Origin of the sequence: Streptomyces sp. BoleA5 (assembly GCF_000373665.1) — a bacterium.
Taxonomy (GTDB): domain Bacteria; phylum Actinomycetota; class Actinomycetes; order Streptomycetales; family Streptomycetaceae; genus Actinacidiphila.
This window is the reverse complement of record NZ_KB892104.1, coordinates 134877-159131: the sequence shown is the minus strand read 5'-3', so window position 1 is coordinate 159131 and position 24255 is coordinate 134877. Positions and strand designations below refer to the sequence as shown.

The window sequence follows — 24255 nt, the reverse complement described above, 5'->3', positions numbered from 1 at the left end:
CACGCGCTGTCGCTGCGCGACTCGGGGGTCGATGTGCGCGTCGGCCTGCACGAGGGCTCCAAGTCCAAGGCGAAGGCCGAGGAGCAGGGTCTTCGCGTGGTCACCCCCGCCGAGGCCGCGGCCGAGGCCGACGTCATCATGATCCTGGTCCCGGACCCGATCCAGGCGCGGGTGTACGAGGAGTCCGTCAGGGACAACCTGAAGGACGGCGACGCGCTGTTCTTCGGACACGGCCTGAACATCCGCTACGGCTTCATCAAGCCCCCGGCCGGTGTCGACGTGTGCATGGTCGCCCCCAAGGGCCCGGGTCACCTGGTGCGCCGTCAGTACGAGGAGGGCCGCGGCGTCCCGTGCATCGCGGCGGTCGAGCAGGACGCGACCGGGGGCGGCTTCGCGCTCGCGCTGTCCTACGCCAAGGCCATCGGCGGCACCCGTGCGGGCGTCATCAAGACGACGTTCACCGAGGAGACCGAGACCGACCTGTTCGGTGAGCAGGCGGTGCTCTGCGGTGGTACCGCGGCGCTGGTCAAGGCCGGTTTCGAGACCCTGACCGAGGCCGGTTACCAGCCGGAGATCGCGTACTTCGAGTGCCTGCACGAGCTGAAGCTCATCGTGGACCTGATGTACGAGGGCGGCCTGGAGAAGATGCGCTGGTCGATCTCCGAGACCGCCGAGTGGGGCGACTACGTCACCGGCCCCCGCATCATCACCGACGCCACCAAGGCCGAGATGAAGAAGGTCCTCGCGGAGATCCAGGACGGCTCCTTCGCCGACAACTGGATCGCCGAGTACAACGCCGGCCTGCCGCGCTACAACGAGTACAAGAAGGCCGACGAGAACCACCTGCTGGAGACCACCGGCAGGAAGCTGCGCAAGCTCATGAGCTGGGTCGAGAACGGTGACTGATCCTTCCCTGCGGGTTCCGGCTCCGTCCGACCTGAGCCGGGATCCGCGCTTCGCCGCTCTCCTCCTGGGCAGCCACCGCCGTCTGGTGGGCGCCGATCTGTGCCCGCCGGTGTGGGGGTCGGACGCCGAGGCGGCGCGGTGGCTCTACGAGGACGCGCCCTTCGGGTTGCTGGCGCACGACGGATCGGACGACCCGCTGTTCGTCTACGCCAACCGGACCGCCCAGCGGTGCTTCGAGTACGGCCGGCGCGAATTCATCGGGCTGCCCTCACGGCTGTCGGCGGAACCAGCCGCCCAGGAGGACCGCGACGCCCTGCTGCAGCAGGTCGCCGTCCACCGCCACGTCACCGGATACCAGGGCGTTCGCGTCGCCAAGTCAGGCCGCCGCTTCTGGATTCGGGACGTCACGATGTGGGAGCTCATCGACGACGACACCTTCCATGGCCAGGCGGCCGTCTTCCGCTCCTGGTCAACCGCCTGACCCGGCGGACCGCCCGCGTGTCGCACTCTGTGACGGGCGGGCGGTCCGACCCGCCGGACCGGACACGCTCACCCGCGTGCCGGCGGTGCCCGTGGGCAGTGGGGCCTCGCCCGCGGACTTCGCCGCACCGCACCACGACCGAACACCGAGATTGCCGATCACGCACTGACCCGGCCGGCCTCCTCCTGCGGCGCGGTTGCCGCCACTGGTGCTCCACACGCCGCGGCGACCGTACTCGCGCTGCCCGGCCTGCGCCCACCGCACCAGGTCCGTCGCGCCGTAGCTCTGGGGCGGGCAGGCGGCATTCAGCCGCGGATACCTGCCACCAGCTGCGGCAGACCGTCGAGAGGTGCCTTCCACCGGATTGGTCCCGTCGCCTGGCCGGGCTCAGTCCTGGGAGCCTCGGATCTCCCGGCGAAAGGCCAGTGGGCTCTTGCCGGTGTCCCGATGGAAGAACTTGCTGAAGTTGGTCGCACTCGAGAATCCGAGCTGGGCGGCGATGCGAGCCGCGCTCTGCTCGCTGTGGGCGAGCAACCGCTTGGCCTCCAGCAGGATGCGGCGGTCGATGAACTCCTCGCGGTCACGCCGTCGGCCGCGAGTGTGGCGCGGGTCAGCGTGCGGGCCGAGTAGCCGAGGGTGCGGGCGTAGTCCTCGACCCGGTCATTCTGGCCAGTTCCGGCTTGGTCGCGAAGGCGATGTCCTCGCCGAGCCCGGCGGCCTGGCAGCGTTACGGGTCGCACGTCCAGGAGCGCGGGAGGTACAGCTCCCGGTCCACCGCGGCGTGTCCCCGCTCGCCGGTGTAGACAAGGTAGACGGCGACCTGGGAGTTCTCGATCCGCCCGGCTGTGCCCGGTGTATTGGCGCTGAACGCCGACGGCGTGGGTGCCCTTCTTCAGGTCACCGGTCTCGTCGGCGACCAGCACTGCGGCCTCGTCGTAGAGGTGCTCGACGACGTATTCACGCACATCATCACGGACCGCATCCGCGTCCCAAGTGGCCCGGCACAGAAGGTGCTGCATGCCGTGCGGGGCCGATTCCCCGGCCCACTCCGCGATCGTCCAGCAGTTCTTGCGCGCCAGGTCGGACAGCAGGCCCTGCACCAACCGCCCAGCCCGCAGGCGGGGTTCGTGCCGGGCGAACCGGCCAGCGATCCGGCCCATGGCCACCTCGAACGCCTCCCGCCACCGGACGGGATCTATGCTGTGACCTGCGGCCACCGACTCGTCGTTAGTCCACACAACTCGCGATGATCAACGGTGTCTGCACCCGTGTCTGCACCGGCCTCGCTGTGATCGAGCGCGACATGTGTCACCGACACGGACGGGTGACCTGCCACCTGCCGCGGGTTTGCGTGCTGTCTGTCACAAGCGATGACGCGGACAAGATGGGGCAAGCCGTACCGCGGCTCACTTCGGAAGCGTGGATGCCTCGCCGACGGCAGCGAGTATTTCGAGGGGGAACTCTCGATCGACTTGGCCGATGGTGAGCCCGAGCCAGCGCCCAGTAGACGGCACCTGCCACATCTGCATGCTCCCAGCAAGGTTGCACAGGGAGTCCAGAGGCTCGGGTGCCTCTTCGATGTCGGGGTAGTCCGGGTTGTCGAGCCCGAGATAGGGCCACAGATCGACCACGGTCGGACTGCCCCAACGCCCAGCCAGCACCGTGACCAGTGCGGTGAGGCCTGCCTCCATCTCCTCTTCGGCCGCAGTGATCGTCTCCGGATCAGGAGCGTCCCAGAAGTCCCGGCTCTCCCGGAGAACGGCGATGTGATACCCGGGCCCGCCCCGTCCGTGTTGCGTCTTCGACTGGCCTTCCTGTTCGGGGAACGGCAGAGCAATCAGGGCATCGATGATCGACAGTTGCTCCTCAGCAGAGCTTGCGGACCGGGGCTGGATCGGCATGGCCGAAGTGTAGGGCTGGTGACAGATGTCGTGCTCGGTCACGCCCCACCAGCAAGATCATGATCTACAGCTGGAGTACTAGGGGTCGGCAGTCCTGTCGGCATTCCACGAATGACCGGCATAAGGCCAAAGTTGGCACGCGAATTCTATGCAGGCCGGCTTGCGTCGAGTACCTGGAATGCGGCGGCGTCACCTTCCGGAACCCCAAGTGCGCGTGGAATGCGGCGTGTGCAGGGACGGTGTCGCGGGGGTGTGTCCGACCGGTGAACCATGCGATATCGGCGCATGAACTGGTGAGGCCCGGCAACGAGTGCGAAGTACGCTTTCACACGGTGAGCCAGGAGGTCGGCATGAATGACGGAGAGCTTCGGGGAGACCCGGCGGAATCGCGGTGGCGGTTCGTCCCCAGGGGCCGGTGGGCGGCCGTATGGGGCCTTTTGGCCGGGGCCTTGCTGGTGCTGCAGATGGTGATCGTGCTGATGGCCCGTGATTCCGCCGGGCGTACAGCCTTCGGCGTGTTCCTCGGCCTGGTGGGCTGCGCTCTTCTCATCTCCAGCGCAGTTGGCCTGCGTATGCTGAACCGCCGCGGTCGCTGATCTCCCGTCACGCGCGGCAGACAACTGTGCGGCACAGGCGCCGGGGTGGGGGCGCTTTCGGTATCCACCCCGGTAGCCCGCAAGTGCACGGGCCCAGTCACGGATTCGGCCTGCGGTTCAACCTCGTCGTGCGGCACGGAGACCCGAGCGGAGATCGCCGTGTCTTGGGGTCGATTCGTTGGGTGGGACGTATCGCCGTGCGCGACCTGGGCCCGATCTGTTTCGTCGAGGGGATGTCCGCCATGGAGAGCATGGGCGATAAAGCCAGGCTCTCTTCGCCGCTCGTTCCCACCGGAATGTAGGCCGACCGGGCTTCGTCGGATCACCGACCACGACGGCCGGACGCGCCGCGGGCGGGAACGCAGCGGACCGTCGCCACACGATGCCTTCTGACGAGACCGACCAGAGGACGTCCTGATCGGCGGCACGGTGCGGAGATCGCGGCGACTCTCGAGGACGTCCTCGACGGCGGGGGCAGGGCAGGGGCATTGCGTGAGGCGGCGGCCGTCGCGGGGCACGCGCTGCGCATGCGCACCGGCCTTGGCGTCCCGCCCCGCAGGGCGCTTGCCGGCGGCGAGGGCCGCGTGCTGCTCCTGCGCCACCGGCTGTGGCCCGAAGGCCGCCAGTGGGGCCTGCCCACCGGTTACGCCAAAGCGGGCGAGGACTTCCGCGACACCGTCGCCCGCGAGGTCCGTGAGGAGACCGGCCTCGATGTCGAGGCCGGAGAGGTGGTCCACCTCAAGAGCGGCTACAAACGTGGCCCGGCTCGTACCGTTCTCCGACCTGGAGAAATGAGCGCGACGGCGCGAAGGAGCGGGAATCAATCGTTGCCTACGAACGCTGGGCATTGGGTGAAGAAGATCGGATTCCTTTCCTTCGGTCATTGGTCGCCCAGCGAGCACTCCCGGGCCCGGTCGGCCGCGGACGTTCTGCGGCAGTCGATCGACCTCGCGGTCGCCGCCGAGGAGATCGGCGTGGACGGTGCGTACTTCCGGGTACACCACTTCGCCCGGCAGGCGGCCAGCCCGTTCCCGCTGCTCGCGGCGATAGGTGCGCGGACCTCGAAGATCGAGATCGGCACCGGCGTGATCGACATGCGCTACGAGAACCCGCTGTACATGGCCGAGGACGCGGGTGCCGCCGACCTCATCTCGGGCGGTCGGCTGCAACTGGGCGTCAGCCGCGGTTCACCGGAGCAGGTGATCGACGGCTGGCGCCTGTTCGGCTACGAACCCGCGCCGGGCGAGTCGGCCGCCGACATGGCCCGCCGCCACACCGAGGCACTGCTCAAGGTCCTCGACGGCGAGGGTTTCGCCCAGCCCAACCCGCGGCCCATGTTCCCCAACCCGCCCGGGCTCCTGCGGATCGAACCGCACTCCGAGGGGCTGCGCGACCGGATCTGGTGGGGCTCCGCATCCAACGCGACCGCGGTCTGGGCCGCCGAGCTGGGGATGAACCTGCAGAGTTCGACGCTCAAGGACGACGAGACGGGCGAGCCGCTGCATGTCCAGCAGCGCAAGCAGATCGAGGCGTACCGCGAGGCGTACAAGAAGGCGGGCCACACCCGGGAGCCCCGGGTGTCGGTCAGCCGCAGCATCTTCGCCCTGACCAACGACCTCGACCGGGCCTACTTCGGCCGCGACCGCAACTCGCGGGACCAGGTCGGCATGATCGACGACACGACCCGGGCCGTCTTCGGGCGCTCTTACGCCGCGGAGCCGGAGGAACTGGTGCAGCTGCTGCGGGACGACGAGGCGATCCAGGCCGCGGACACCCTCCTGTTGACCATCCCGAACCAGCTCGGGGTGGACTACAACACACACGTGCTGGAGAGCATCCTCACCCATGTGGCACCGGAACTCGGCTGGCGCTGAACGCCGATCACCGTCGACGGCCTCCCGCCCAGGCGGGAGGCCGTCGGTGCCGGTGGATCGCGAAGCCGCCGCTGCGGCCACCGGTCCCTGCCGCGTACCAGGAAGCCGGGAAGACCGGACCGGAGCATGATCTCCGATGGCGCGTGGGTGCGGCTCGCGTGCACTCATCCCGCCACTCGGAGCAGAAGCCGCAGGAAGTGGCGGCCATGCTGCAACCCTTCCCGCAGACGTGGCTTTCGCAGCCGGAAGGCCTTCTCCCGATTGGCGGCTGGCCTGGTCAGAGCGATGCCCGAGTCCCGCAAGACCGTTGTGGCACAGGGCTCGGCCCGGCGTACGACGGAGTGCCGACAGAGCACGTGCGACCAACCGCCGCGACCCTTCCGAGACGAGCGCCTCCCTAGGTGCGCCGGATGACCAGCACGGCCACATCGTCGAGGTGGTCCAAGGCGACGACGGCGTCGAGGATCAAGTCCGCCATGGCCTCGACATCGAGTCGGTCGTGGAGGGCGCGGCCGGCCAGGGCCCCCGCTCGCTCCAGTCCGTCCTCCAGCGTCAGGCCCGGCCCTTCGACCACGCCGTCCGTGACCATGACGAGCGCGGTGCCCTCTTCCAAAGTGAAGGTCTCCTCGCGGACCAAGACTGGACTGTTTCGTCCACTTACCCTAGGCTGGCACGCGCTGCTCCCGAGCCAGGGCGGATGGGTTCTCCCGCCGCTTCGGTCCGGAGTCGGGCCTCCTTCCGGAAGCCGCCGATCGACTTTCGGCAACTTTCCCGCCGAGGGGCTCTCGCGATGGACTGGAGGTCCGAGATGCTTGACGTCATGTTCTCAGACGAGGAATCCTCTGTGGTGGTGGGGAACAACGAGAAGGAGCATCGCTACGAGATATCCGTAGCCGGTCGGACGGCCGGGCACATGGGTTATCGGGTCATTGGCGACCGGCGCGTGCTGATGCACACGGTCATCTACGACGCATTTCGAGGGCGCGGCCTCTCCAGCGTCCTCATCAGGAGCATTTTGGACTTTCTGTGCGCCCGCGGAAGTACTATTTCAAATTATTGTCCGGTCGTCGACAGGTTCATACGCAAGAATCCTGAATACATCAGCCTGATCGACGCAGAACATTCAGGTACCTGGGTCTCGCCGTCATCGAGCTGACCGACGGCCGCCCGGCCGCCCCCCCGCCTGCCCCGGCGCCGAGCCGAGGATTGGGCTCAGTCCACGACGTAGGAGCGTACGTGGTTCAACGCCATCTGCATGGAGATGCGCATCGGCTCGACGTTCCGGGTGGTCTGGGCCAGTAGATAGCCACCCTGCAAGGCGGCCATGACAGCGGTGGCGAGCTGCTCCGGGTCCGCCTCTTCGCGCAGCGAGCCGTTCTCCCGCATGCGCTTCAAGCCTGCGGAGATGAGTTCCTGCCACTCGGCGAACGTCTCGGCAAGCTTGTTCCTCGACGTCGGGTCCTGCGCCGCCCGTGCGCTGACGAGGGAGCCCAAGGCGCACCCGTAGGCACCGTCCTGCAAAGAGTTGAGATGGATGAGCTTGTCACTCCATCGTTCGAGCGCGCGAATGGAATTCATCCGCTCCAGCATCTGGCGATCGCGGTTCAGGACCTGATCGGTCCGCAGTTCGATGACACTGTGGACAAGCTGGTCCTTGTCCGCGAAGTGGCGATAAAGCTGGGATTTGCTCGTACCGCTTGATGCCCGTACGTCGTCGAGTGAGACCGCGTTGACGCCCCTCACGTAGAAAAGGTCGGCAGCGGCCTGAACAATGCGGTCGCGGGTGACAGCCCCACGCGAGGTCAGGCGCCGCTCTTGCCTGGGAGCATCATCGACGGACATGTGCCCGATATTACTACGCGCGATCACCGGGTCCGCGGGAGAGTCGGAGAGCGGTGCCGACCCGAGCTTGGGGGTATCGGTCGCCTGTTCCTCGTCCGCCGGGGCGTCGGGCGTACGAGGTGAGGCCTTCGCAGGTGCGCCTGACGTGTCTGTCACATGGACCACCTCCTCCTCTCACCGGATGCGAACCGTCGGAACCTTCGAATCCGACTCCCGGGCGGCAGCCCCGCCCGCACGCTTCACCTCCCCGTGAGCACGTGAAGGTCTTCGACGCCACCACCGACCTCGACGGCGTACCGACCGGCTACCAGGACATGGCAGGCCGCAAGAGGCTGAAGGTGCTCATCGAGCCCTGACCCACCCGCCGCGAGTCGGCCCCTGCGGGATTCCCATGCTCGTACAGGCCTCGGTGATCAGCTGCTCGCGGGTCGCCGCCCGCGCCGGGGATGGCGCGGGCGCCCGCAGTGCCGACCGGGTCCTGAGTGATGAAGCCGGGGGTCTGCTGATGGGACCATCGCGACCAGTCTCTGACGTGAGTATGCTGTTAGAGTGCAGATTGGAACCAGATTGTGGACTATTTAGTTCTCTTGTGAGGGCTCGTGGCGTCCGTGCGTGACACGCGGACGACGACGGGTTGCAGGGAGGTGCCCGATGGAGGCGGTCGTTGCGACCGAGCGGGTCAGAGGAATAACCGTCATCCACGTTCGTCCATGAGGTTCAGCAACCCGCGAAGAGGGCGATCCAGTCCCCTCGGTGATCGACAGGTACGCCCCTCATCCAGGTGGGGCCGGCATAGATACAGGAACGGCGATGCCCAAGGTGCTGTGGACTGACGCGAGCGGCTCGATCAGAGTCTTGAAGGACGAAGACAACAGGTTCTACGAGGTTCAAGAAGACGGCACCTACGCAGGGCTGCTCGCCTTCGAGCGCAAGGGCACTCACTACAGCCTGACGCACACGTACGTCCAGGAGGGTTACCGTGGCCGCGGCCTGGGGACCGCGTTGATCCGCGAGGCGCTGTCCGACCTGGGGAAGGAACACGCGGCAGTCACCAACCGCTGCCCGGTCGTGGATCGCTTCATCGACAAGCACCCCCGGTTCCGCGAGTTGCTCGATCTCTCGTCGCGGGTCGTCGACGACGCCGCCCATGACTGAGGCGCCCGCGATGGCGGGCGGAGGCGCGGGCAGGTCCACTCGCGCCCGGCCGGGCGTTTCGCGCTCCCCGGGCGATCAGGTGGTGACGGCGGCGCACGGTGGGCCGGGAGAGGCCGCCGCCGAGCCGGTCTCGGCAGGTGGACCACCGAGGGCCGGCGGGAGAGGGAGTCCGGTGCCGAGGGCATTGACGGCGAGCGCACCGGGATGGCTCAGGGGGTGCCTGCACGACGTTGCCGCGCCCACATAGGTTCGAAATCTCTCAGAAGGGGCAGAGAATGGCGATCGCCAGCGGAGCTACAGCATGCGTTCGCATAGTCCAGGCCGCCGCAGACCTCTTCTACCTCAAGGGTGTCAACTCGGTGACCCTGGATGACGTGCGGGCGGTGAGCGGGACCAGCCCGTCCCAGTTCCACGGCCATTTTGCGGACAAAGACGAGCTTGTGCACCGTGTGATCGAGTTGCGTGCCCAGCAGATTCTCCACCGCGACCAACAGCACTTGGAGCGGATGAACTCCTTCGAGGCCCTGGAACGCTGGAACGATTCGATCATCCGCCTCAACGCGCTCCAGGACGGAGCCTACGGGTGCGCTCTGGGTGCACTCGTCGGATCCCGCGTACCTCAGGATCCGGCGGCGCGGAAGCTGCTCGCCGAGAAGTTCGGTGAGTGGCAGGAGTTGATCGCGGCCGGCCTGCGTCGGATGCAGGAGAACGGCTCGCTCAACGAGGGGGCCGATCCTGCGAAGCTCGCCGTGTCCGTGATGGCCGCACTGCAGGGAAGCTACCTGCTAGCCCAGATGGCACGCGACGTCGAACCGATGCGCATCGCCATGGACATGGCGCTGGCCCACGTGAAGACGTACACCGTGGGCTGACGCGCGGGTGCACGAGCCGGCATGCGAGGTCTGCCTGCCTCCGTCGTGCCGATCCCGGACCTCTCCTGCCATCCCGGCACGCCGGCAAGGCGGGACAGCCCCTCCGCTTCACACCCGGACGTCATGGTCAGGGCCGCACGATGCCCGGCAACCGCACCTGCCGGGCCTGGACGTACGGGCCGGCGGCCCGTACGTGCCGCAGCTCGCGACCAGTACGGACACCGCACGCGCCGTCCGGTCCTTATCCCTCTACCTGACAGACCGCAAAGGAGTCATGACATGAACGACGACGAAGAGCTCTACGACATGGTCGTCTTCGGTGCCGGCAGCGCCGGGTACGCGGCCGCTCTGCGCGGGGCCCAGCTCGGGCTCAGCGTCGCCCTGGTCGAACGCTACAAGCTCGGGGGCACATGCCTCCACAACGGCTGCATCCCGACCAAAGCCATGCTGCACGCGGCGGAACTGGCCGATCAGGCACGCCAGGGCGCCGACGTGGGGGTGCGCTCGTCCTTCCAGGGCATCGACATGGACGCCCTGCACGCTTACAAGAACAGCGTTGTCTCAGGCCTCTGCAACGGGCTCACCGGCCTTGTCGACGCGCGTGGCATCACCTACGTCGAAGGAGAGGGCCGCCTGTCATCGGCGACCTCCGTCGATGTCGGAGGCCGCCGGCTCACGGGCCGCCACGTCGTGCTCGCCACCGGGTCCGTTCCGAGAACCCTGCCCGGACTGGAGATCGACGGACGGAGAGTGATCTCGTCGGACCACGCTCTCACCCTCGACCACGTTCCCGGGTCCGTGATCGTGCTCGGCGGCGGAGTGATCGGCGTCGAGTTCGCCTCTGCGTGGTCGTCGTTCGGAGCCCGGGTCACCGTTCTCGAAGCCCTGCCGCGCCTTGTCCCGACGGAGGACGAGACCGTCTCCAGGCGGTTGGAGGCGGAGTTCCTCGAACGGGGTGTCACCCTCCACCTCGGGGTCCCGTTCGACAGCAGCGAATACACGCGGGACGGCATCCGCGTCCGTCTGGCAGACGGCAGGGCGCTGGAGGCGGACCTCCTGCTTGTGGCCGTCGGACGAGGTCCGGTCTCCCAAGGCCTGGGTTTCGAGGAGGCGGGCGTCCTCATGGACAAGGGGCACGTGCTGGTTGACGAGTACATGCGCACCAGCGTCCCCACCATCTCCGCCATCGGAGACCTGGTCCCCACACCGCAGCTCGCGCACGTCGGCTTCGCCGAGGGCATCCTCGTCGCCGAGCGAGTGGCCGAGAAGGCGCCTGTGCCGATCGACTACGACGGCGTCCCGCGCGTCACGTTCTCCCGCCCTGAGATCGCCTCGGTCGGCCTGACCGAGGCCAAGGCCAAGCAGGTGTACGGGGCCGAGAACGTCGACTTCGTCGTTTACGACCTCGCGTCCAACGCTCGTAGCCGGACGTTGAGAACGGAGGGGCACGTCAAGGTCGTACGGAGGAAGGGCGGGGCCGTCGTGGGTGTTCACATGATCGGCGACCGGATCAGTGAGCAGATCGGGGAAGCGCAGCTCATCTACAACTGGGAAGCGTTTCCTCAGGACGTCGCCCGCCTCGTCCACGCCTACCCGACACAGGGTGAGGCGCTCGGTGAGGCGACTCTGGCGCTGACGGGCAAACCGCTGCACTCGCACGTCTGACCCTGCGAAGCACCGTTCGGCGACCACGATGCCCGGCAGCCGCGCGTTCCGGCGCCGCACAGGCGCTCCTTCTACGAAGAGCTGCATAGTCCATACTTCGCGAGTGCATTCCTGGACATGACACGTCTGAGCTGCGCATTTGTCGGGATGTCGCTCGGGTATCTCAGAATTAAAAGGACTTGACAGTCCCGTTTTCTCTTTGAGAAGCTTGATGCGGGTTCGTCGCGACCAGGGGCCTTCGCTCCGAGCGGGAGCTGCCCGACTCGCACCGAGGGCCCGGGCTCCCAAGAGGCCCGCGGCGCGCGAAAGCTGTCGGTGTCTTTGTCCGGATCGTGACGGCCGCATTCCATAGCGAACGCGAGGCATTCCCATTTGCGGTGGTCTCGTGCGCCGCGTCGACCGCTACCTGATCGACAGGCCACAACCGTGTACGCCGGAGCCGCCCACACGGCACCGAGAAGACAGCCCACCTTCAGCGAACGCCGTAACACGCACGCAGAGAAGGAACAGGAAAATGAACGACACCAAGACCGAGCAGTCCATCGAAGATCTGAGGATCCTCGAGCAGCTCAACAACGACTACGTCCACGCCGACCAGTTCAACGATGTCCAGCGCTTCAGCGAGCTGCTCGGCGAGGACTTCGTCGTCCAGACGCCGGGTGTCACGCGCGACCGTGCCGAATTCCTCGAATACATCGCCAAGCCGCGGCCCTTCAAGGATCTCGCTGTGCACGACGTAAAGATCCGCATCCTCAGTGATGTCGCCCTGATCCACGCCCGCGCCACTTACACCATGCTCGCCGACGGAGCGGCCCAGGAAGCCCTGTACACGGACACGTACCAGAAGCGTGAGGGTGGCTGGGTCTGTGTCTCGGCCTGCGCGATCGCTCCGGGCACCTGACCCGGTCACGCGCGCGGCTGCTGTTCGCGAGGCAACCCCCGGGACGGAGAGGCCGGCGGTCTCGGCTCAGACGCACCCTGGTCGGCTCAGGTTACGAACACGACCAGCGGAACCGGCGTCCGTGCAGCCGCCGGTGCCGTCGGCCGCGCCCGCGCCGTGCACGGCCGCACCCAGACGAACGACTCCCGAGGACTCCGTTGGGGAAGCGAGGCGGGCATCGCGTACTGCGTCGAACTGGCGCGGTCCAGAGCGTCCACGACCGGCATCGGGACCTGACTCACCTACTCATGGAAAGGCACTGCTCGATGCAGGACCTGGCGCCTGTGATCAACCTGACTCGCCGGGGCAGGACGCTCCAACTGGCGTTCTCGTCCGCCGTGGTCGCGCTGGTGGCCTCGTTCGCCGCGTCGGCCGCCCCGATCCCCTTGTTCAACACCTACCGGGCCGAGGACGGGTTCACCAACGCCGGCATCTCGCTGGCCGTCGTCAGCAACGCCGTCGGCACCATCGCCGGACTGTTGGTGCTGGGACGGCTGTCCGGTCATCTGGGCCGACGGCCCACCGCGATCGCCAGCCTCGGCCTGCTCCTGCTGGGCTGCCTGCTCCTGCTCAACGTGCACGACATCGGGACCCTGCTGTCCGGCCGGCTGCTGATGGGTGTCGGCACCGGGATGGCCGGCAGCAGCCTCACCTCCTACATCGTGGACGCCGCACCCACCAGACCGGAATGGTTGGCTTCCGTCGCCTCCAGCCAGGCCCCCATGCTCGGCCTCACCCTCGGCGCCATCGCCTCCGGCGTGCTGGTCCAGTTCGCCCCCTGGCCACGCCACCTCATCTATCTGGCGTGCGCCGGTTTCCTCGTACTGTCGGGCGCACTCATCGTCATCAGCCCGGAAACCGCGAAGCCGACGCCGGGCGCCTGGCGATCACTCATACCCCAGGTCCGCATGCCGGTCCGGGTCAGGTATCTGCTCCCTGTCGCCGCCGCGGTGTTCCTGGCGACCTGGGCGACCGGGGCCTTCTACCAGGCCTTCGTGCCCGCACTGGTCGCAGATGAATTCCACACCCACAGCCCGCTCACCCTGGGGCTGCTGTTCGCGCTCTACATGGCCCCCGGCGTTCTCGGCGCTCCCGTGGGCGGCCGGTTCACACCAGCGACGGCCCAACGAATCGGCATGGTCGTCTTCCTGGCCGGATGGAGCGGCATCATCACATCGATCGCCCTATCCACACTGGCGCTGTTCATCGCCGCAACCGTCATCGCCGGCACCGGTCAAGGCATAGCCATCAGTTCCGCCACCCGCGGCTTGCTGTACGCCAGCACCCTCGCCGACCGGGCGCCGATCTTCAGCGCCGTCTACCTCCTCTGCTACAGCGGAGCCGCTTTCCCCAGCCTCGTCTCCGGCCAACTCTCGGCCGTCTTCCCGCTGTCGCACATCGCCCTCGGGTACGCCCTACTCGCGGTCGTCGCCACGGTCGTCTGCGTCCTCGCGGCCCGAGACCCGCACACCGACATGACCGGCAACCGGCAGTACGCCGAGTGATCGCGGCGAACGTCGCCGGCGCCCGACCCCACCCGCCCATGAGGAGGACACGCCCGTGCGCGGGGTGGGTCTCAAGTTCGGTGCGGAGACCTACGAGTCACCAGAGGCCACACCCGTCTCTCCGGGCCCACGTATCGGGTCTTCAACAGAAAGTGTGACGATGACGTTCAATTTCGGGGCCGAGGCGTCCGCCCGCGAAGAGAACAACGCTGCGCTCATCGGTGCGTTGAACGAGGCGGACCTCGGCGAGTCGGAGTCCCGCTGGGTGCTCGATCTCGTCCACGACGCAGAGCACGGTCGCTGGATCGCCGCTCTCGGTGATGTAGGGATCGGCGAGCTCTCGTACCGGTTCGTGGGCGGCCGCATCGTGCTGCTGACAACCTGGGTCGACCCCGCGTACCGCAAGAATCGAGTGGCCACGGAGCTCATCTCTCGCGTGCTGGACGAAATTCGCCGGCGCGGGAAGAAGATCACCCTCATCTGCCCGGTGGTGGGTGAGTTCATCGACCGCAACCCCGAGTACGCCGACCTCATTGATCCGGTCCATCCCGGCGCCGGCGCCTTCCCCGGGCGGGAGCCCGCGGAGGGCCGCCATGGCGGGCCGCCACAGCCGTGAGCCGAGGACTTCGCAACCTGGCGGGGGTGTGTGACAGGGAGAGGACTCTATAGTCCCTTATCTTTTGAGCCTCGACCATCGTAAGTGGGGTGCATATATGTGCGAGCCAGACATCAAAGCATTTTCTGACAGGACTATTTGGTCCCAAAGCGAGGCAGATCTGCGGTACGTTGGAGGAAGGCGGTTCCCTGCGGACAGCCAAGCGGCTCTCAGTGATCTGTTCGGGCCGGCTGCGGGGGTCAAGCCAGGGCCGGTCGGTCGAGGCGCTGCAAGATTCCCGCCACGTGCTCGGCCGCTGCCCCGGCTGATCGCCGGGACCCCGTCGGGGCGCGTACGGCCCGTAAACCTTCACCGCACAAAACGATCATTCCGGAAAGGTCCGTCATGCCGGGCTCCGAACTGTATGAGAACTTCATGGCGCTGCACACCCGCGAGGGCGGCCTCGTCATGCCGAACGCATGGGACGGCCTTTCGGCGCTGATGCTCGCTGACGCCGGCTTCGAGGCGATCGCGACGTCATCGGCGGCACTCGCCACCACACTCGGCCGGTCCGACGGGCGTCACGAAGTCAGCTGTGGTGAGCACCTCGAGCATGCTCGGCTGCTCGGCCGTCTCACCGGGCTGCCCGTCAACGGGGACTTCGAGGACGGTTACGGCGACACGCCCGAAGACGTCGCTGCTACCGTGGAAGCCGCCGTGGAGTCCGGCCTGGCCGGTATCGGGATCGAAGACACCTCCGGCAATCCCGATCAACCGATCCGCGGCTTCGACGAGGCAGTCCACCGCATACGCAGCGCCGTCGAGGCCGCCAAGGGGCGCATCGTCGTCACCGGCCGCACGGACAACTTCATCCAGGGGCGGCCCGATCTCGACGACACCATCCGGCGTCTGACGGCCTTCGCGGAGGCCGGCGCGGATGTGCTCTACGCGCCGTACCCACCCGACCTCGACGCACTCGTCGCGATCGTCACCGCTGTCGCGCCGAAACCGGTGAACGTCCTCATCTCGCCGGCGGACGACGTGCTGACCGTCGCCGAGCTGCAAAAGGCCGGGGTCAAGCGGATCAGCGTGGGTCCAGCGCTCTACACCCACGCGATGGAGGCACTCGAGCAGGCCATCAAGGCTCTCGTCGCAGGTGACCTCGCCACCGCGACGACGGGAACCAGCTTCGAGCGCATCAGCGAACTGCTTGCCCGTGGAACGAACCAGCCGGAATCCGCGAATCACCACCCCTCGCCCGCTCATCGCAAGAAAAAGGCAGCCTCACGTGAATCTCGATAAACTCATGAACAAGCATCTCACCAGGTATTTCGATCCCGGCAAGACCATTCCGGGGGAGACCCTCCAGCAGTTGCTGCGGTTCCTGCGTTCCGTGCCGTCATCGGTGAACGTGCAGCCCAACCACTTCTACGTCCTCGCCACTCCCGAAGGCAAGGAGAGGCTCGCGGACAACCTGGGCGAACGGTTCCGGGACAACGCCGAGAAGATCCTCAACGCGTCGCACACCATCATCCTCACCACCCGGGCAGATCTGCCCGACGCCCACCTCGAGGCGGTGTTCGCAAAGGAGAGGGCCGACGGACGGTTCCCCGATCCGTCAAAGCAGGCGCTGTGGGAATCCATGACCCGGAACTTCCTCGACCTTCGCAACTACGGCTACAAGGACCTGAACCACTGGATGGAGAAGCAGACCTACATGGCGGTGGGCCTGACGATGATGGCGGCCGCCGAGCTCGGCGTCGAGGCCACACCGCTGGAGGGGTTCGACCCGACCAGTGTCGACAAGGCGTTCAAGATCCGCGAGAGCGGACACACCACGACGGTGCTGCTGGCCCTCGGCTACCCCGACCCGGAGAGGGTGTACACCACCCCGGTATCGCGCTTCGACGCGGACCAGTTGTTCACCTTCGTCTAAAGGGACCCACCCGAAAACCAGAACCCACCACACCTATCCGGAAGAGCTATTTCGATGAAAGCCATTGTGGTCACCGACCAGGCCGCGGGAACGGCCGGAATGACGCTGACGGAGCGGCCCGAACCGCTCGCAGCGATCAACGACGTCATCGTTCGGATCCATGCGTCGGGCTTCGTCCCGACGGAGATGGAGTGGCCGTCCACCTGGGCCGATCGCGCCGGCCGTGACAAGACACCGTCGATCCCCGGCCACGAGCTGGCGGGAGTGGTCAGCGCTCTCGGCTACGGCACCACGGGACTGTCGGTCGGGCAGCGGGTGTTCGGCCTTGCCGACTGGCACCGCGACGGGACCCTCGCGGAGTACGTGGCGATCGAAGCGCGCAACCTCGCACCGCTGCCAGGCGACGTCGACTTCACGGTAGGCGCGTCCCTCCCGATCTCGGGGCTGACCGCCTGGCAGGGCCTGTTCCAGCACGGTCGCCTCCAGTCCGGCCAGACCGTCCTCGCCCACGGCGCGGCCGGCGCGGTCGGGACGATGGTGACCCAGCTCGCGCGCGAAGCCGGCGCTCACGTCGTCGGCACCGGACGCGCCGCCGACCGTGAGAAGGCGCTCGACTTCGGCGCGCACGAGTTCGTCGACCTCGAGAACGACACGCTGAAGGACGTCGGCGGCGTCGACCTGGTCTTCGATGTCATCGGTGGCGACGTGCAGAAGCAGTCCGCCGCCCTGATCAGGGCCGGGGGAACACTGGTGTCCATCGTCGGCCCGGTCGAAGCACGGCCGGACGACGGCCTGGCCGTCGACTTCGTCGTCGAAGCCGATCGCGCCGGACTCGGTGAGATCGTGCAGCGGGTGCGGGACGGACGGCTGCGGACCAACATCGGTGACGTCGCGAGCCTCGACGATGCCGTCGGCGCCCTCAACCCGACCACGCGACGCCTCGGGAAGACGGTCATCCGCGTCCTCCCGTAGGTAGCGGACGGCCACCGTCCGAGCGCCGGGTCGTGGTCCGGATCCACGCCCCGGCCATCGGCCACCGACCGGCGCAAGGACCCGGACCGGCACACACCGGGCACTCGAACCGACCCAGGGAGCGGATCACCGTGGACGGACAGGAACTGCAGAAGATCGCGCGCGACCACACCGCGGAACTGCCAGGCACCGATCAGGAGCAACGTTTCGACTCCGACTGGGAGCTCCACAAGGTGGGCGGCAAGGTCTTCATGCTCATGACCGACATGCCTGGACGCCCCGTCCTGATCCTGAAAGCCGATCCGGACGACGCCACAGCTCTGCGTGAGCAGCACGCCGGCATCACCGCCGGCTACCACATGAACAAAAAGCACTGGATCACAGTGGAAGGCGGAGACACCGTCGACGGCAAGCTGGTGAAGGAACTCGTCACCGACTCCTACCGTCTTGTGGTCGGCGGGCTTCCCAAGTCCAGGCAACCCGTTGATCCACACACCTACGACCGCCATGCCTGACCCTCGGCATGCCATCCTGCGACGCGGCGTCGCAGCAGTCATCTGGAGCCTCCCATGCGCGTTTTCGTCACCGGAGCCAGCGGCAGCATCGGCTCAGTCGTCGTTCCCGAACTCATCGCCGCAGGTCACGATGTTCTCGGCCTCGTCCGCTCCGATGCCGCGGGTACAGCCGTAGCCGCCGCCGGCGGGACGCCGCTCCGCGGCGACCTCACCGACCTCGACAGCCTCCACGCCGGCGCCACGCAGGCGGACGGTGTCATCAACCTGGCCTTCAGCAACGACTGGAGCAACATCGAGCAGGGCATCGACGAGGAAGCACGCGCCGTCAAGACTCTCGCGGCCGCACTCGCAGGCAGCGGCAAGCCGTTCGTGCACGCCGGCCTCACGCCGATGCAGCCGGGCCACACCTCCACCGAGGAGGCCCCCGACACCACCGACGGTCCGGTCGGCGGACGCGGCCGCACCTCCCACGAGGTGCTGACCCTGGCCGCCCAGGACATCCGGTCCTCTGTCGTTCGACTGCCGCGTTCCGTGCACCAGCGCGGGATCACATACGGCTTCTGCTCGGTGCTCATCGCCGCCGCACAGGAAACCGGCGTATCCGCATACGTCGGCGACGGCACGCAGCGATGGCCGGCGGTCAACCTGCTCGACGCCGCCACGCTGTTCCGCATCGCACTCGAGGACGCTGAGCCGGGCACGGTCCTGCACGCGGTGGCCGACGAGGGCGACACCATGAGGTCGCTGGCCGAGGCCATCGGCGGCGTTCTCGCGGTGCCGGTCGAGTCGGTGCCGACCGAGCGTTTCGGCGTCATCGGACGCGTGTTCGCCCTCGACATGCCCTCGTCGAGTGCACTGACCCGGGAACGGTACGCCTGGAAGCCCACCCACCCGAGCCTGCTCGACGACCTCGCTGCCGGCGACTACCCGGCCCTGGGCTGAAATCCTCTGGGTACGCCGACGCTCTGACTCCGGGCCACCTTGACAGCGCGATGGGCGGGTTGGCGATGAATCCCGCCTCGCCGGCTCCCAGGGGCAGACGGCTGTTCGCATGGCGGCGAGGTGGGGGAGAGGTGGCGAGGCGTCCGGACCTCACCGAGTCCATGATCGCCGAGATCATCACGCTCGGGGACCACTGGCTCGTGCACAGCTTCGACCTCGACGCCGACCTTCCGGATCGGTTCCGTAGGCGTCTGGCCGCCCATCGGGACACGGCCGTGCGGTCCGCGCTCGTCATCCACGCTGCGACCGCACCGCGGGAGATGCCGGAGCAGCTCATCGACGATCCCGATCCCCCAGGTCCCGGGGAGCCTGCCCCAGGGCAAGCACATACCCTCCGACCTACGGGCCGCCTCGTCACCTTCCCGGTGGCCCCGAGGGCCCTCGGGGCCACCGGGGCCTGTCTGGCCCCGGCGGGGAGCCGCTTCACACGGTGGCGGTTCACACGGCTGGTGGCGCCGTCTCCCTGAGCGCGCCGTCGGCCAGCCGCAGCCAGCGGTTGATCCCGATCTCGGCCAGGAACCGCTCGTCGTGACTGACCACCATGAAGGCGCCCTGATAGGAGTTGAGCGCGCTCTCCAGCTGCCCCGCACTGACCAGGTCGAGGTTGTTGGTGGGCTCGTCGAGCAGGAGCAGATGCGGTGCCGGCTCCGCGCACAGCACGCAGGCCAAGGTGGCGCGCAGCCGCTCGCCGCCGGAAAGCACACCCACCGGTAGATGGGCACGCGCGCCGCGGAAGAGGAATCGGGCGAGTAGGTTCATCCGCTCCGCCTCCGGGCGCTCGGGCGCGAACGCGGCGAAGTTCTCCGCCACGGTGCGGTCCGGGTCCAGCAGGTCCAGACGCTGTGACAGGTAGGCGATCCTCCCGTCATTGCGCTTGATCTCCCCGCGCTGCAGGGCGAGATCACCGGTGACCAGCCGCATCAAAGTGGTCTTGCCGGCACCGTTGGGTCCGGTCAGCGCGATGCGCTCGGGACCCCGGACGCTGAGGTCGACGCCGCCCGCCGCGAACACGTCCTCGTCACCGAGGCGGACCTGCATGCCTTCGCCCAGAAACAGGTTGCGCCCGGCGGGCACCTGGGTGCCGGGCAGTTCCAGCTTGAGTCGCTGTTCGTCGCGCAGGGCCCGTCCGGCCTCGTCGAGGCGAGCCTTGGCCTCACTGACCCGGGAGGCGTGCATCGTGCCGGACCTGCCCGCGGCCTCCTGTGCGCCGCGCTTCATGTTGCCGGCGAAGATCTTGGGCAGACCGGCGTTCCTCAGGTTCTTGGCGGCGTTGCTCGCCCGGCGCTCGGCGCGCTCGCGGGCCTGCTGCATCTCCCGCTTCTCCCGTTTCAGTTCCTGCTCGGCGTTGCGGACGTTCTTCTCGGCGATCTCCTGCTCGGCGCGGACGTCGTTCTCGTACTCGGTGAAGTTGCCTCCGTACATGCGTAGTTCGTCGCTGCCGAGTTCGGCGATGCGTTCCATGCGGTCAAGCAGCGCACGGTCGTGGCTGACGAGGAGCAGACAGCCGTTGAAGTCCGACAGCACGTCGTAGAGCCTGTGCCGGGCCTGGAGGTCGAGGTTGTTGGTCGGCTCGTCGAGCAGCAGGACGTCGGGACGCTTGAGCAACTGGGCGGCGAGGCCGAGGGAGACCACCTGGCCGCCGCTGAGCGTGCTCAGGCTGCGGTCCAGAGTGAGGTCGGCCAGGCCCAGACGGTCGAGCTGGGCGCGGGTGCGCTCCTCGATGTCCCAGGCGTCACCGATGGTGGCGAAGTGCTTCTCGTCGACGTCCCCGGACTCCACGGCATCCAGGGCGCGGATCACTTCGGCGACGCCGAGCACCTCGGCGACGGTGAGGTCGCCGGTCAGGGGCAGGGTCTGCGGGAGGTAGCCGAGCGTGCCGTTCACCGACACCGAGCCGGCGGCGGGCTTCAGCTCACCGGAGATCAGCTTGAGCAGGGTGCTCTTGCCGGAGCCGTTGGGTGCGACCAGGCCCGTAAGGCCGGGGGTCACGGAGAAGGACAGGTCGTGGAAGACGGGGGTGTCGTCGGGCCAGACGAAGGAGACGTTCGAGCAGACGACAGCAGCGTCGGACATGGGAGAGACCTCGAGGTACTGAGGGCAGAGCGTAGACCTCTGCCCTGGGCAGACGTGGAAGAAAGGGGTACGACGAAACGGACCACCTCGGCGGCGCCTCTGAGCGCAGGCCGGTGGCCGTCAGGTCCGGATCTCACCCGGAGATGTCGTCTTCACCCACCACGTCTATGACTCCTCTGTGTACGTTCTTCGTCCCACCACCATAGCAACCCGCTCCCGACTTCTGTCTCCCGTCGACCACCGTGATCGCGAAGGGGGCTCCTGCCGCTGCTCGCAGCCGGCCGCGTGGCTCTACGCATGTTGCCGAAGCGACGGTTGGTGCACGAGTGGTAGACCGCGGATGTTTCCGTCACCGTGGTGCCCACTGGAAGGCCGCCGCGCCGACGCTCGCACCCTGCACGAATCCCCGGTGAGGCAAGCCCACTCCACCACACCGGGCCAATGAGCGCCGCCCTGACGCTCCTGGTCCTGCCCGGCCAAAGGCCCCGCTGTTTTGTGGCGGGTGCGTGGTGATCCGGTTGCCGTGGGGGTGGCTGCTCCCTCGACCATCTGGTGAATCATCCCGGTCGGAACAGCTAGCCGAGCACCGAGAGCAGTCGCAGGCTGGTGTGGCTGTCCGTTCCCGGTACCGCGGTGTACACCAGGAGCCGCTGGGACTGGTCGGGGTCGACGAGCGTCTGACAGTCCAGCTCCAGCAGGCCGACCCGCGGATGGTGGAACCGCTTGGGCGCGCAAGAGGGCCCGAGCACCGGGTGCTCGCGCCACAGCGCCGCGAACTCGTCGCTGGCCCCGAGGAGTTCCGCCACGAGTTCGCCGGTACGGGAGTCGGCTCCGTCGCGGGTGTACGTGCCGTACAGGTCCGCCGCCATCAGCCGGCTCTGCTCCGGAGCGTCGCTTTCGGGGACGAGGCGGGAGGCCGGGTCGGTGAACCAGCGGTAGTGCGCGCTGCGGGCCCAGCCGGTGTGGGCCGTCTCGTCGCCGAGCAGTGCCACGGCCGGGCGGGTCTGCCGCAGCGTCTCGCCCAGGTGGTTCATGACCTGGGCGGGTGTGTCCTCCAGGCGGTCCAGGATCCGCATCATGCCCGGGTTGATGTGGTCGCCGCGGCGCACCCGGCGGGGCAGGGCGTGGCCGGCGAGCCGGAACAGGTGGTCGCGTTCCTCCAGGGAAAGGTGCAGGCCGCGGGCGATCGCGGCGAGCATCTGCTCCGAGGGGTGCGGGCCCCGCGGCTGCTCCAGGCGGCTGTAGTAGTCGACCGACATGTCGCACAGGGCCGCCACCTCCTCGCGGCGCAGCCCGCCGGTACGTCTGCGCCGCCCACGCGGGAGCCCGATGTCCTCCGGCTGCAGTGCCTCCCGGCGCGCCCGGAGGAAGGCCGCCAGCTCGGCTCGGTCCGCCACGTGCCTTCCGTCCTCTCATGTCTGTGCGTCGGGGGCTCCGGTCGCTCCGGACCGGCCGCCCAGGGCGCCGTCGCCCAACGTGCAGAGTAACTCCGCGCGGGCTGATGCCCCGGGTGACCAGCCGGCCGCGGACGCCCTCCCAGGCAGTCCGCGGCCCCCTGGCCGGGGTCAGCGGGTGATGGCCTTGGTCTCCAGGAACTCCTCGAGACCGGCCCGGCCCATCTCCCGGCCGTTGCCGGACTGCTTGTAGCCGCCGAAGGGTGCCTGGAAGTTGTGCGGCCCGCCGTTGACGTCGACCTGGCCGACCCGCAGACGCAGGGCGATGGCCATGGCGTGCTCCTCGTCACCCGTGACGGCGGCGTTGAGGCCGTAGATCGTGCCATTGGCGATCTCGACGGCGTGGTCGTCGTCGGTGTACGGGATCACCGCGAGGACGGGGCCGAAGATCTCCTCCTGGGCGATGGCCGAGCCGGGGTCGACGTCGCAGAAGATCGTAGGCCTCACATACGCGCCGCCCTCGAATCCGTCCGGGCGGCCGGGGCCGCCGACGACGAGCGTGGCGCCGTCGGCGATGCCGCGCCGGATGTAGCCGTCCACGCGCTGCCGCTGGGTCTCGGAGGCGAGGGGGCCGATGCGGGTGGCTTCGTCGGCCGGGTCGCCGACGGCGAAGCCGGTGGCCGCGGCACGCAGTTTCTCGACGACGGCCTGCTGGAGGTGCTCGGGCACCAGCATCCGCGAGTAGGCGCCGCAGGCCTGGCCGCCGTTCGCCCACGCGTAGCCCAGGCCGCGGTTGACGGCGAAGTCGAGGTCGGCGTCGGCCAGGACGATGTGGGCCGCCTTGCCGCCCAGCTCGAGTGCGACGCGCTTGACGGTCCCGGAGGCCGCCGCCGAGACGCGCCTGCCGGCGGCTGTGGAGCCGGTGAACGACACCATGTCGATCTTCGGGTGGCGGGAGATGGCCTCACCGACCACCGGGCCGGTGCCCTGCACGACGTTCAGCACGCCGTCCGGGAGGCCGGCCTCGGATGCGATCTCCGCGAACATCCGGGCGCTGAGAGGGGAGAGCTCCGACGGCTTGAGGACCACCGTGTTGCCTGCCAGCAGGGCCGGGACGACCTTCGTCACGACCTGCTGGAGGGGGAAGTTCCAGGGTGTGATGGCGCCCACGACACCGATCGGCTCCCGGACGACCAGCGAGTTCTCCACCGTCTCGGTCCACTCGAACCGCTCGGCCGCGACGATCGCGGCCTGGGTCGCCGCCACTGGGAATCCGGCCTGTGCCTGGCGGGAGAAGGAGATCGGGGCGCCCATCTCCATGGTGATCGCCGCCGCGAGCTCCTCGGCGTTCTTGGCCATTCCGTCGGCTACCCGCCGCAGCACGGCGATGCGGTCCTCGGGCGAGGTCGCCGACCAGGCGGGGAAGGCGGCCAGCGCCGCGTCCACCGCCTGGTCGACGTCCTCAGGTGTGCCCTGGGCCAGGGAGGCGACCACGGAGTCGTCGGCGGGGTTCACGACGTCGAGCAGCGGCCCGGAGCCGGGGACGGCGCCGCCCCCGATCCAGTGCGTCGGGGCCGGGAAGGGAGTATCGGAATATTCGTTCATGCCGCCAGGAAACAGCGGCCGCCGCGCGGCAACCATGTCCGGCCATACCCATGATCCAGGTCACTCGACAGGCCCCCGAGGAGTCCGTCACCGTGGCGCTCCCGGCCTGTCGGGTCAGGTGGCTGCGTCGCTCCACGACGACGCCACCGCGAGGCGGTCTCCGCTGTCACGGCGGGGCAGGAGTCGCCGGTCGTGCGCGGGTCGACGTCGGTGTCCGTGAAGGCGACGCAGGCGGCCATGATCTCGGACACCTCCGCGCCGGTTCCCGTCACGGGTGGGGCCCCTGCGCGACATGAGGAGCCTGGGACTGAGCAGTGATCACCGTCAGGAACTCCTGGGGAAGCTCCCACAGGGTCTCCGTGGTTGCCGGCGCCATGATCTCCTCGGCACCCGCCGGACAGGAGAACCCCCCGCGCGGGGGCTTCG

General features: G+C 68.2%; 22 protein-coding genes and 3 pseudogenes. 17 read left to right on the top strand and 8 right to left on the bottom strand.

Translation table 11 applies throughout. From position 1 onward, the window contains the following. On the top strand, window positions 1-906 hold a 906-nt coding region (gene ilvC, locus B085_RS0119845; RefSeq protein WP_018560326.1), incomplete at its 5' end, for a ketol-acid reductoisomerase. After that, window positions 899-1387, top strand: coding sequence for an MEKHLA domain-containing protein (locus B085_RS0119840; protein WP_018560325.1), 489 nt, complete (start codon window positions 899-901; stop codon window positions 1385-1387). The genes ilvC and B085_RS0119840, both read left to right, overlap by 8 nt. A gap of 387 nt (window positions 1388-1774) precedes the next feature. Here the strand turns inward: B085_RS0119840 and B085_RS50865 are convergent. From B085_RS50865 to B085_RS0119830, 3 genes and pseudogenes are all read right to left on the bottom strand, one after another. Further along, window positions 1775-2046, bottom strand: a pseudogene (locus tag B085_RS50865) (helix-turn-helix domain-containing protein); the annotation flags it as partial. Between the two features lie 5 nt (window positions 2047-2051). Next, a pseudogene (locus B085_RS50860) lies at window positions 2052-2547 on the bottom strand (IS701 family transposase); the annotation flags it as partial. Between the two features lie 246 nt (window positions 2548-2793). Beyond that, window positions 2794-3330, bottom strand: a complete 537-nt coding sequence (locus tag B085_RS0119830) for a hypothetical protein (protein ID WP_018560323.1) — start codon at window positions 3328-3330, stop codon at window positions 2794-2796. 290 nt (window positions 3331-3620) lie between these two features. On the opposite strand from B085_RS0119830, the gene B085_RS0119825 reads away from it, so the two are divergent. From B085_RS0119825 to B085_RS0119815, 3 genes and pseudogenes are all read left to right on the top strand, one after another. Continuing rightward, window positions 3621-3884, top strand: a complete 264-nt coding sequence (locus tag B085_RS0119825; protein ID WP_018560322.1) for a hypothetical protein — start codon at window positions 3621-3623, stop codon at window positions 3882-3884. Between the two features lie 527 nt (window positions 3885-4411). Then, window positions 4412-4639 (top strand): annotated as a pseudogene (locus B085_RS50080) (NUDIX hydrolase); the annotation flags it as partial. Between the two features lie 96 nt (window positions 4640-4735). Then, window positions 4736-5758 carry an LLM class flavin-dependent oxidoreductase gene (locus B085_RS0119815; RefSeq protein WP_018560320.1) on the top strand — a complete coding sequence of 341 codons (1023 nt, stop codon included), beginning with the start codon at window positions 4736-4738 and terminating at the stop codon, window positions 5756-5758. 397 nt (window positions 5759-6155) lie between these two features. Here B085_RS0119815 and B085_RS0119810 read toward each other — a convergent pair whose 3' ends face one another. Continuing rightward, window positions 6156-6395, bottom strand: a complete 240-nt coding sequence (locus B085_RS0119810; RefSeq protein WP_018560319.1) for a SpoIIE family protein phosphatase — start codon at window positions 6393-6395, stop codon at window positions 6156-6158. 183 nt (window positions 6396-6578) lie between these two features. Here B085_RS0119810 and B085_RS0119805 point away from each other — a divergent pair, with 183 nt between their 5' ends. Next, window positions 6579-6914, top strand: a complete 336-nt coding sequence (locus B085_RS0119805; RefSeq protein ID WP_026251236.1) for a GNAT family N-acetyltransferase — start codon at window positions 6579-6581, stop codon at window positions 6912-6914. A 56-nt stretch (window positions 6915-6970) separates the two neighbouring features. Here the strand turns inward: B085_RS0119805 and B085_RS0119800 are convergent, their stop codons facing one another. Next, window positions 6971-7600, bottom strand: coding sequence for a TetR/AcrR family transcriptional regulator (locus tag B085_RS0119800; RefSeq protein WP_018560317.1), 630 nt, complete (start codon window positions 7598-7600; stop codon window positions 6971-6973). Between the two features lie 810 nt (window positions 7601-8410). On the opposite strand from B085_RS0119800, the gene B085_RS45720 reads away from it, so the two are divergent. The 11 genes from B085_RS45720 to B085_RS0119735 all read left to right on the top strand — a co-directional run bounded on the left by B085_RS45720 (window position 8411) and on the right by B085_RS0119735 (window position 18697). Continuing rightward, window positions 8411-8755 (top strand): GNAT family N-acetyltransferase, encoded by a 345-nt coding sequence (locus tag B085_RS45720; protein ID WP_018560315.1) that lies wholly within the window; start codon window positions 8411-8413, stop codon window positions 8753-8755. A 275-nt stretch (window positions 8756-9030) separates the two neighbouring features. Continuing rightward, window positions 9031-9627, top strand: a complete 597-nt coding sequence (locus B085_RS0119780; RefSeq protein WP_018560314.1) for a TetR/AcrR family transcriptional regulator — start codon at window positions 9031-9033, stop codon at window positions 9625-9627. Window positions 9628-9906: 279 nt separating this feature from the next. Then, window positions 9907-11292 (top strand): dihydrolipoyl dehydrogenase, encoded by a 1386-nt coding sequence (lpdA, locus tag B085_RS0119775; RefSeq protein ID WP_018560313.1) that lies wholly within the window; start codon window positions 9907-9909, stop codon window positions 11290-11292. Window positions 11293-11806: 514 nt separating this feature from the next. Further along, the gene (locus tag B085_RS0119770) at window positions 11807-12193 is read left to right on the top strand and encodes a nuclear transport factor 2 family protein (protein ID WP_018560312.1); all 387 of its coding nucleotides are present in this window, start codon (window positions 11807-11809) and stop codon (window positions 12191-12193) included. A 323-nt stretch (window positions 12194-12516) separates the two neighbouring features. Next, entirely contained in the window at window positions 12517-13737 is a 1221-nt protein-coding gene (locus tag B085_RS0119765; protein ID WP_234018614.1) for an MFS transporter, read from the top strand. A gap of 160 nt (window positions 13738-13897) precedes the next feature. Continuing rightward, window positions 13898-14353 (top strand): GNAT family N-acetyltransferase, encoded by a 456-nt coding sequence (locus B085_RS0119760; RefSeq protein WP_018560310.1) that lies wholly within the window; start codon window positions 13898-13900, stop codon window positions 14351-14353. Between the two features lie 414 nt (window positions 14354-14767). After that, window positions 14768-15634: an isocitrate lyase/PEP mutase family protein gene (locus B085_RS0119755; RefSeq protein ID WP_234018613.1), complete on the top strand. Its 867-nt coding sequence runs from the start codon at window positions 14768-14770 to the stop codon at window positions 15632-15634. 4 nt (window positions 15635-15638) lie between these two features. Continuing rightward, window positions 15639-16268, top strand: a complete 630-nt coding sequence (locus B085_RS0119750) for a nitroreductase family protein (protein WP_018560308.1) — start codon at window positions 15639-15641, stop codon at window positions 16266-16268. A gap of 54 nt (window positions 16269-16322) precedes the next feature. Beyond that, complete coding sequence (locus B085_RS0119745; protein ID WP_026251233.1) at window positions 16323-17240, top strand: NADP-dependent oxidoreductase; 918 nt, start codon at window positions 16323-16325, stop codon at window positions 17238-17240. A 131-nt stretch (window positions 17241-17371) separates the two neighbouring features. Next, window positions 17372-17755, top strand: a complete 384-nt coding sequence (locus B085_RS0119740) for an MmcQ/YjbR family DNA-binding protein (protein WP_018560306.1) — start codon at window positions 17372-17374, stop codon at window positions 17753-17755. A gap of 54 nt (window positions 17756-17809) precedes the next feature. Further along, entirely contained in the window at window positions 17810-18697 is an 888-nt protein-coding gene (locus tag B085_RS0119735; protein WP_018560305.1) for an SDR family oxidoreductase, read from the top strand. Window positions 18698-19195: 498 nt separating this feature from the next. Here the strand turns inward: B085_RS0119735 and B085_RS0119725 are convergent, their stop codons facing one another. The 3 genes from B085_RS0119725 to B085_RS0119715 all read right to left on the bottom strand — a co-directional run bounded on the left by B085_RS0119725 (window position 19196) and on the right by B085_RS0119715 (window position 23829). Continuing rightward, entirely contained in the window at window positions 19196-20830 is a 1635-nt protein-coding gene (locus tag B085_RS0119725; protein WP_018560304.1) for an ABC-F family ATP-binding cassette domain-containing protein, read from the bottom strand. 575 nt (window positions 20831-21405) lie between these two features. Further along, complete coding sequence (locus B085_RS0119720) at window positions 21406-22227, bottom strand: helix-turn-helix transcriptional regulator (protein WP_018560303.1); 822 nt, start codon at window positions 22225-22227, stop codon at window positions 21406-21408. A 168-nt stretch (window positions 22228-22395) separates the two neighbouring features. Continuing rightward, window positions 22396-23829, bottom strand: a complete 1434-nt coding sequence (locus B085_RS0119715) for an aldehyde dehydrogenase family protein (protein ID WP_018560302.1) — start codon at window positions 23827-23829, stop codon at window positions 22396-22398. Between the last annotated feature and the right edge of the window lie 426 nt (window positions 23830-24255).

Excerpts from the sequence above, each read along its gene's own strand:
- B085_RS0119735 (WP_018560305.1), top strand. The coding sequence starts at position 17,810 with ATGCGCGTTTTCGTCACCGGAGCCAGCGGCAGCATCGGCTCAGTCGTC.
- B085_RS0119755 (WP_234018613.1), top strand. The coding sequence starts at position 14,768 with ATGGCGCTGCACACCCGCGAGGGCGGCCTCGTCATGCCGAACGCATGG.
- B085_RS0119750 (WP_018560308.1), top strand. The coding sequence starts at position 15,639 with ATGAACAAGCATCTCACCAGGTATTTCGATCCCGGCAAGACCATTCCG.
- lpdA (WP_018560313.1), top strand. The coding sequence starts at position 9,907 with ATGAACGACGACGAAGAGCTCTACGACATGGTCGTCTTCGGTGCCGGC.
- B085_RS0119800 (WP_018560317.1), bottom strand. The coding sequence starts at position 7,600 with ATGTCCGTCGATGATGCTCCCAGGCAAGAGCGGCGCCTGACCTCGCGT.
- B085_RS0119760 (WP_018560310.1), top strand. The coding sequence starts at position 13,898 with ATGACGTTCAATTTCGGGGCCGAGGCGTCCGCCCGCGAAGAGAACAAC.
- B085_RS0119745 (WP_026251233.1), top strand. The coding sequence starts at position 16,323 with ATGAAAGCCATTGTGGTCACCGACCAGGCCGCGGGAACGGCCGGAATG.
- B085_RS0119715 (WP_018560302.1), bottom strand. The coding sequence starts at position 23,829 with ATGAACGAATATTCCGATACTCCCTTCCCGGCCCCGACGCACTGGATC.
- B085_RS45720 (WP_018560315.1), top strand. The coding sequence starts at position 8,411 with ATGCCCAAGGTGCTGTGGACTGACGCGAGCGGCTCGATCAGAGTCTTG.
- B085_RS0119725 (WP_018560304.1), bottom strand. The coding sequence starts at position 20,830 with ATGTCCGACGCTGCTGTCGTCTGCTCGAACGTCTCCTTCGTCTGGCCC.
- B085_RS0119780 (WP_018560314.1), top strand. The coding sequence starts at position 9,031 with ATGGCGATCGCCAGCGGAGCTACAGCATGCGTTCGCATAGTCCAGGCC.
- B085_RS0119805 (WP_026251236.1), top strand. The coding sequence starts at position 6,579 with ATGTTCTCAGACGAGGAATCCTCTGTGGTGGTGGGGAACAACGAGAAG.
- B085_RS0119770 (WP_018560312.1), top strand. The coding sequence starts at position 11,807 with ATGAACGACACCAAGACCGAGCAGTCCATCGAAGATCTGAGGATCCTC.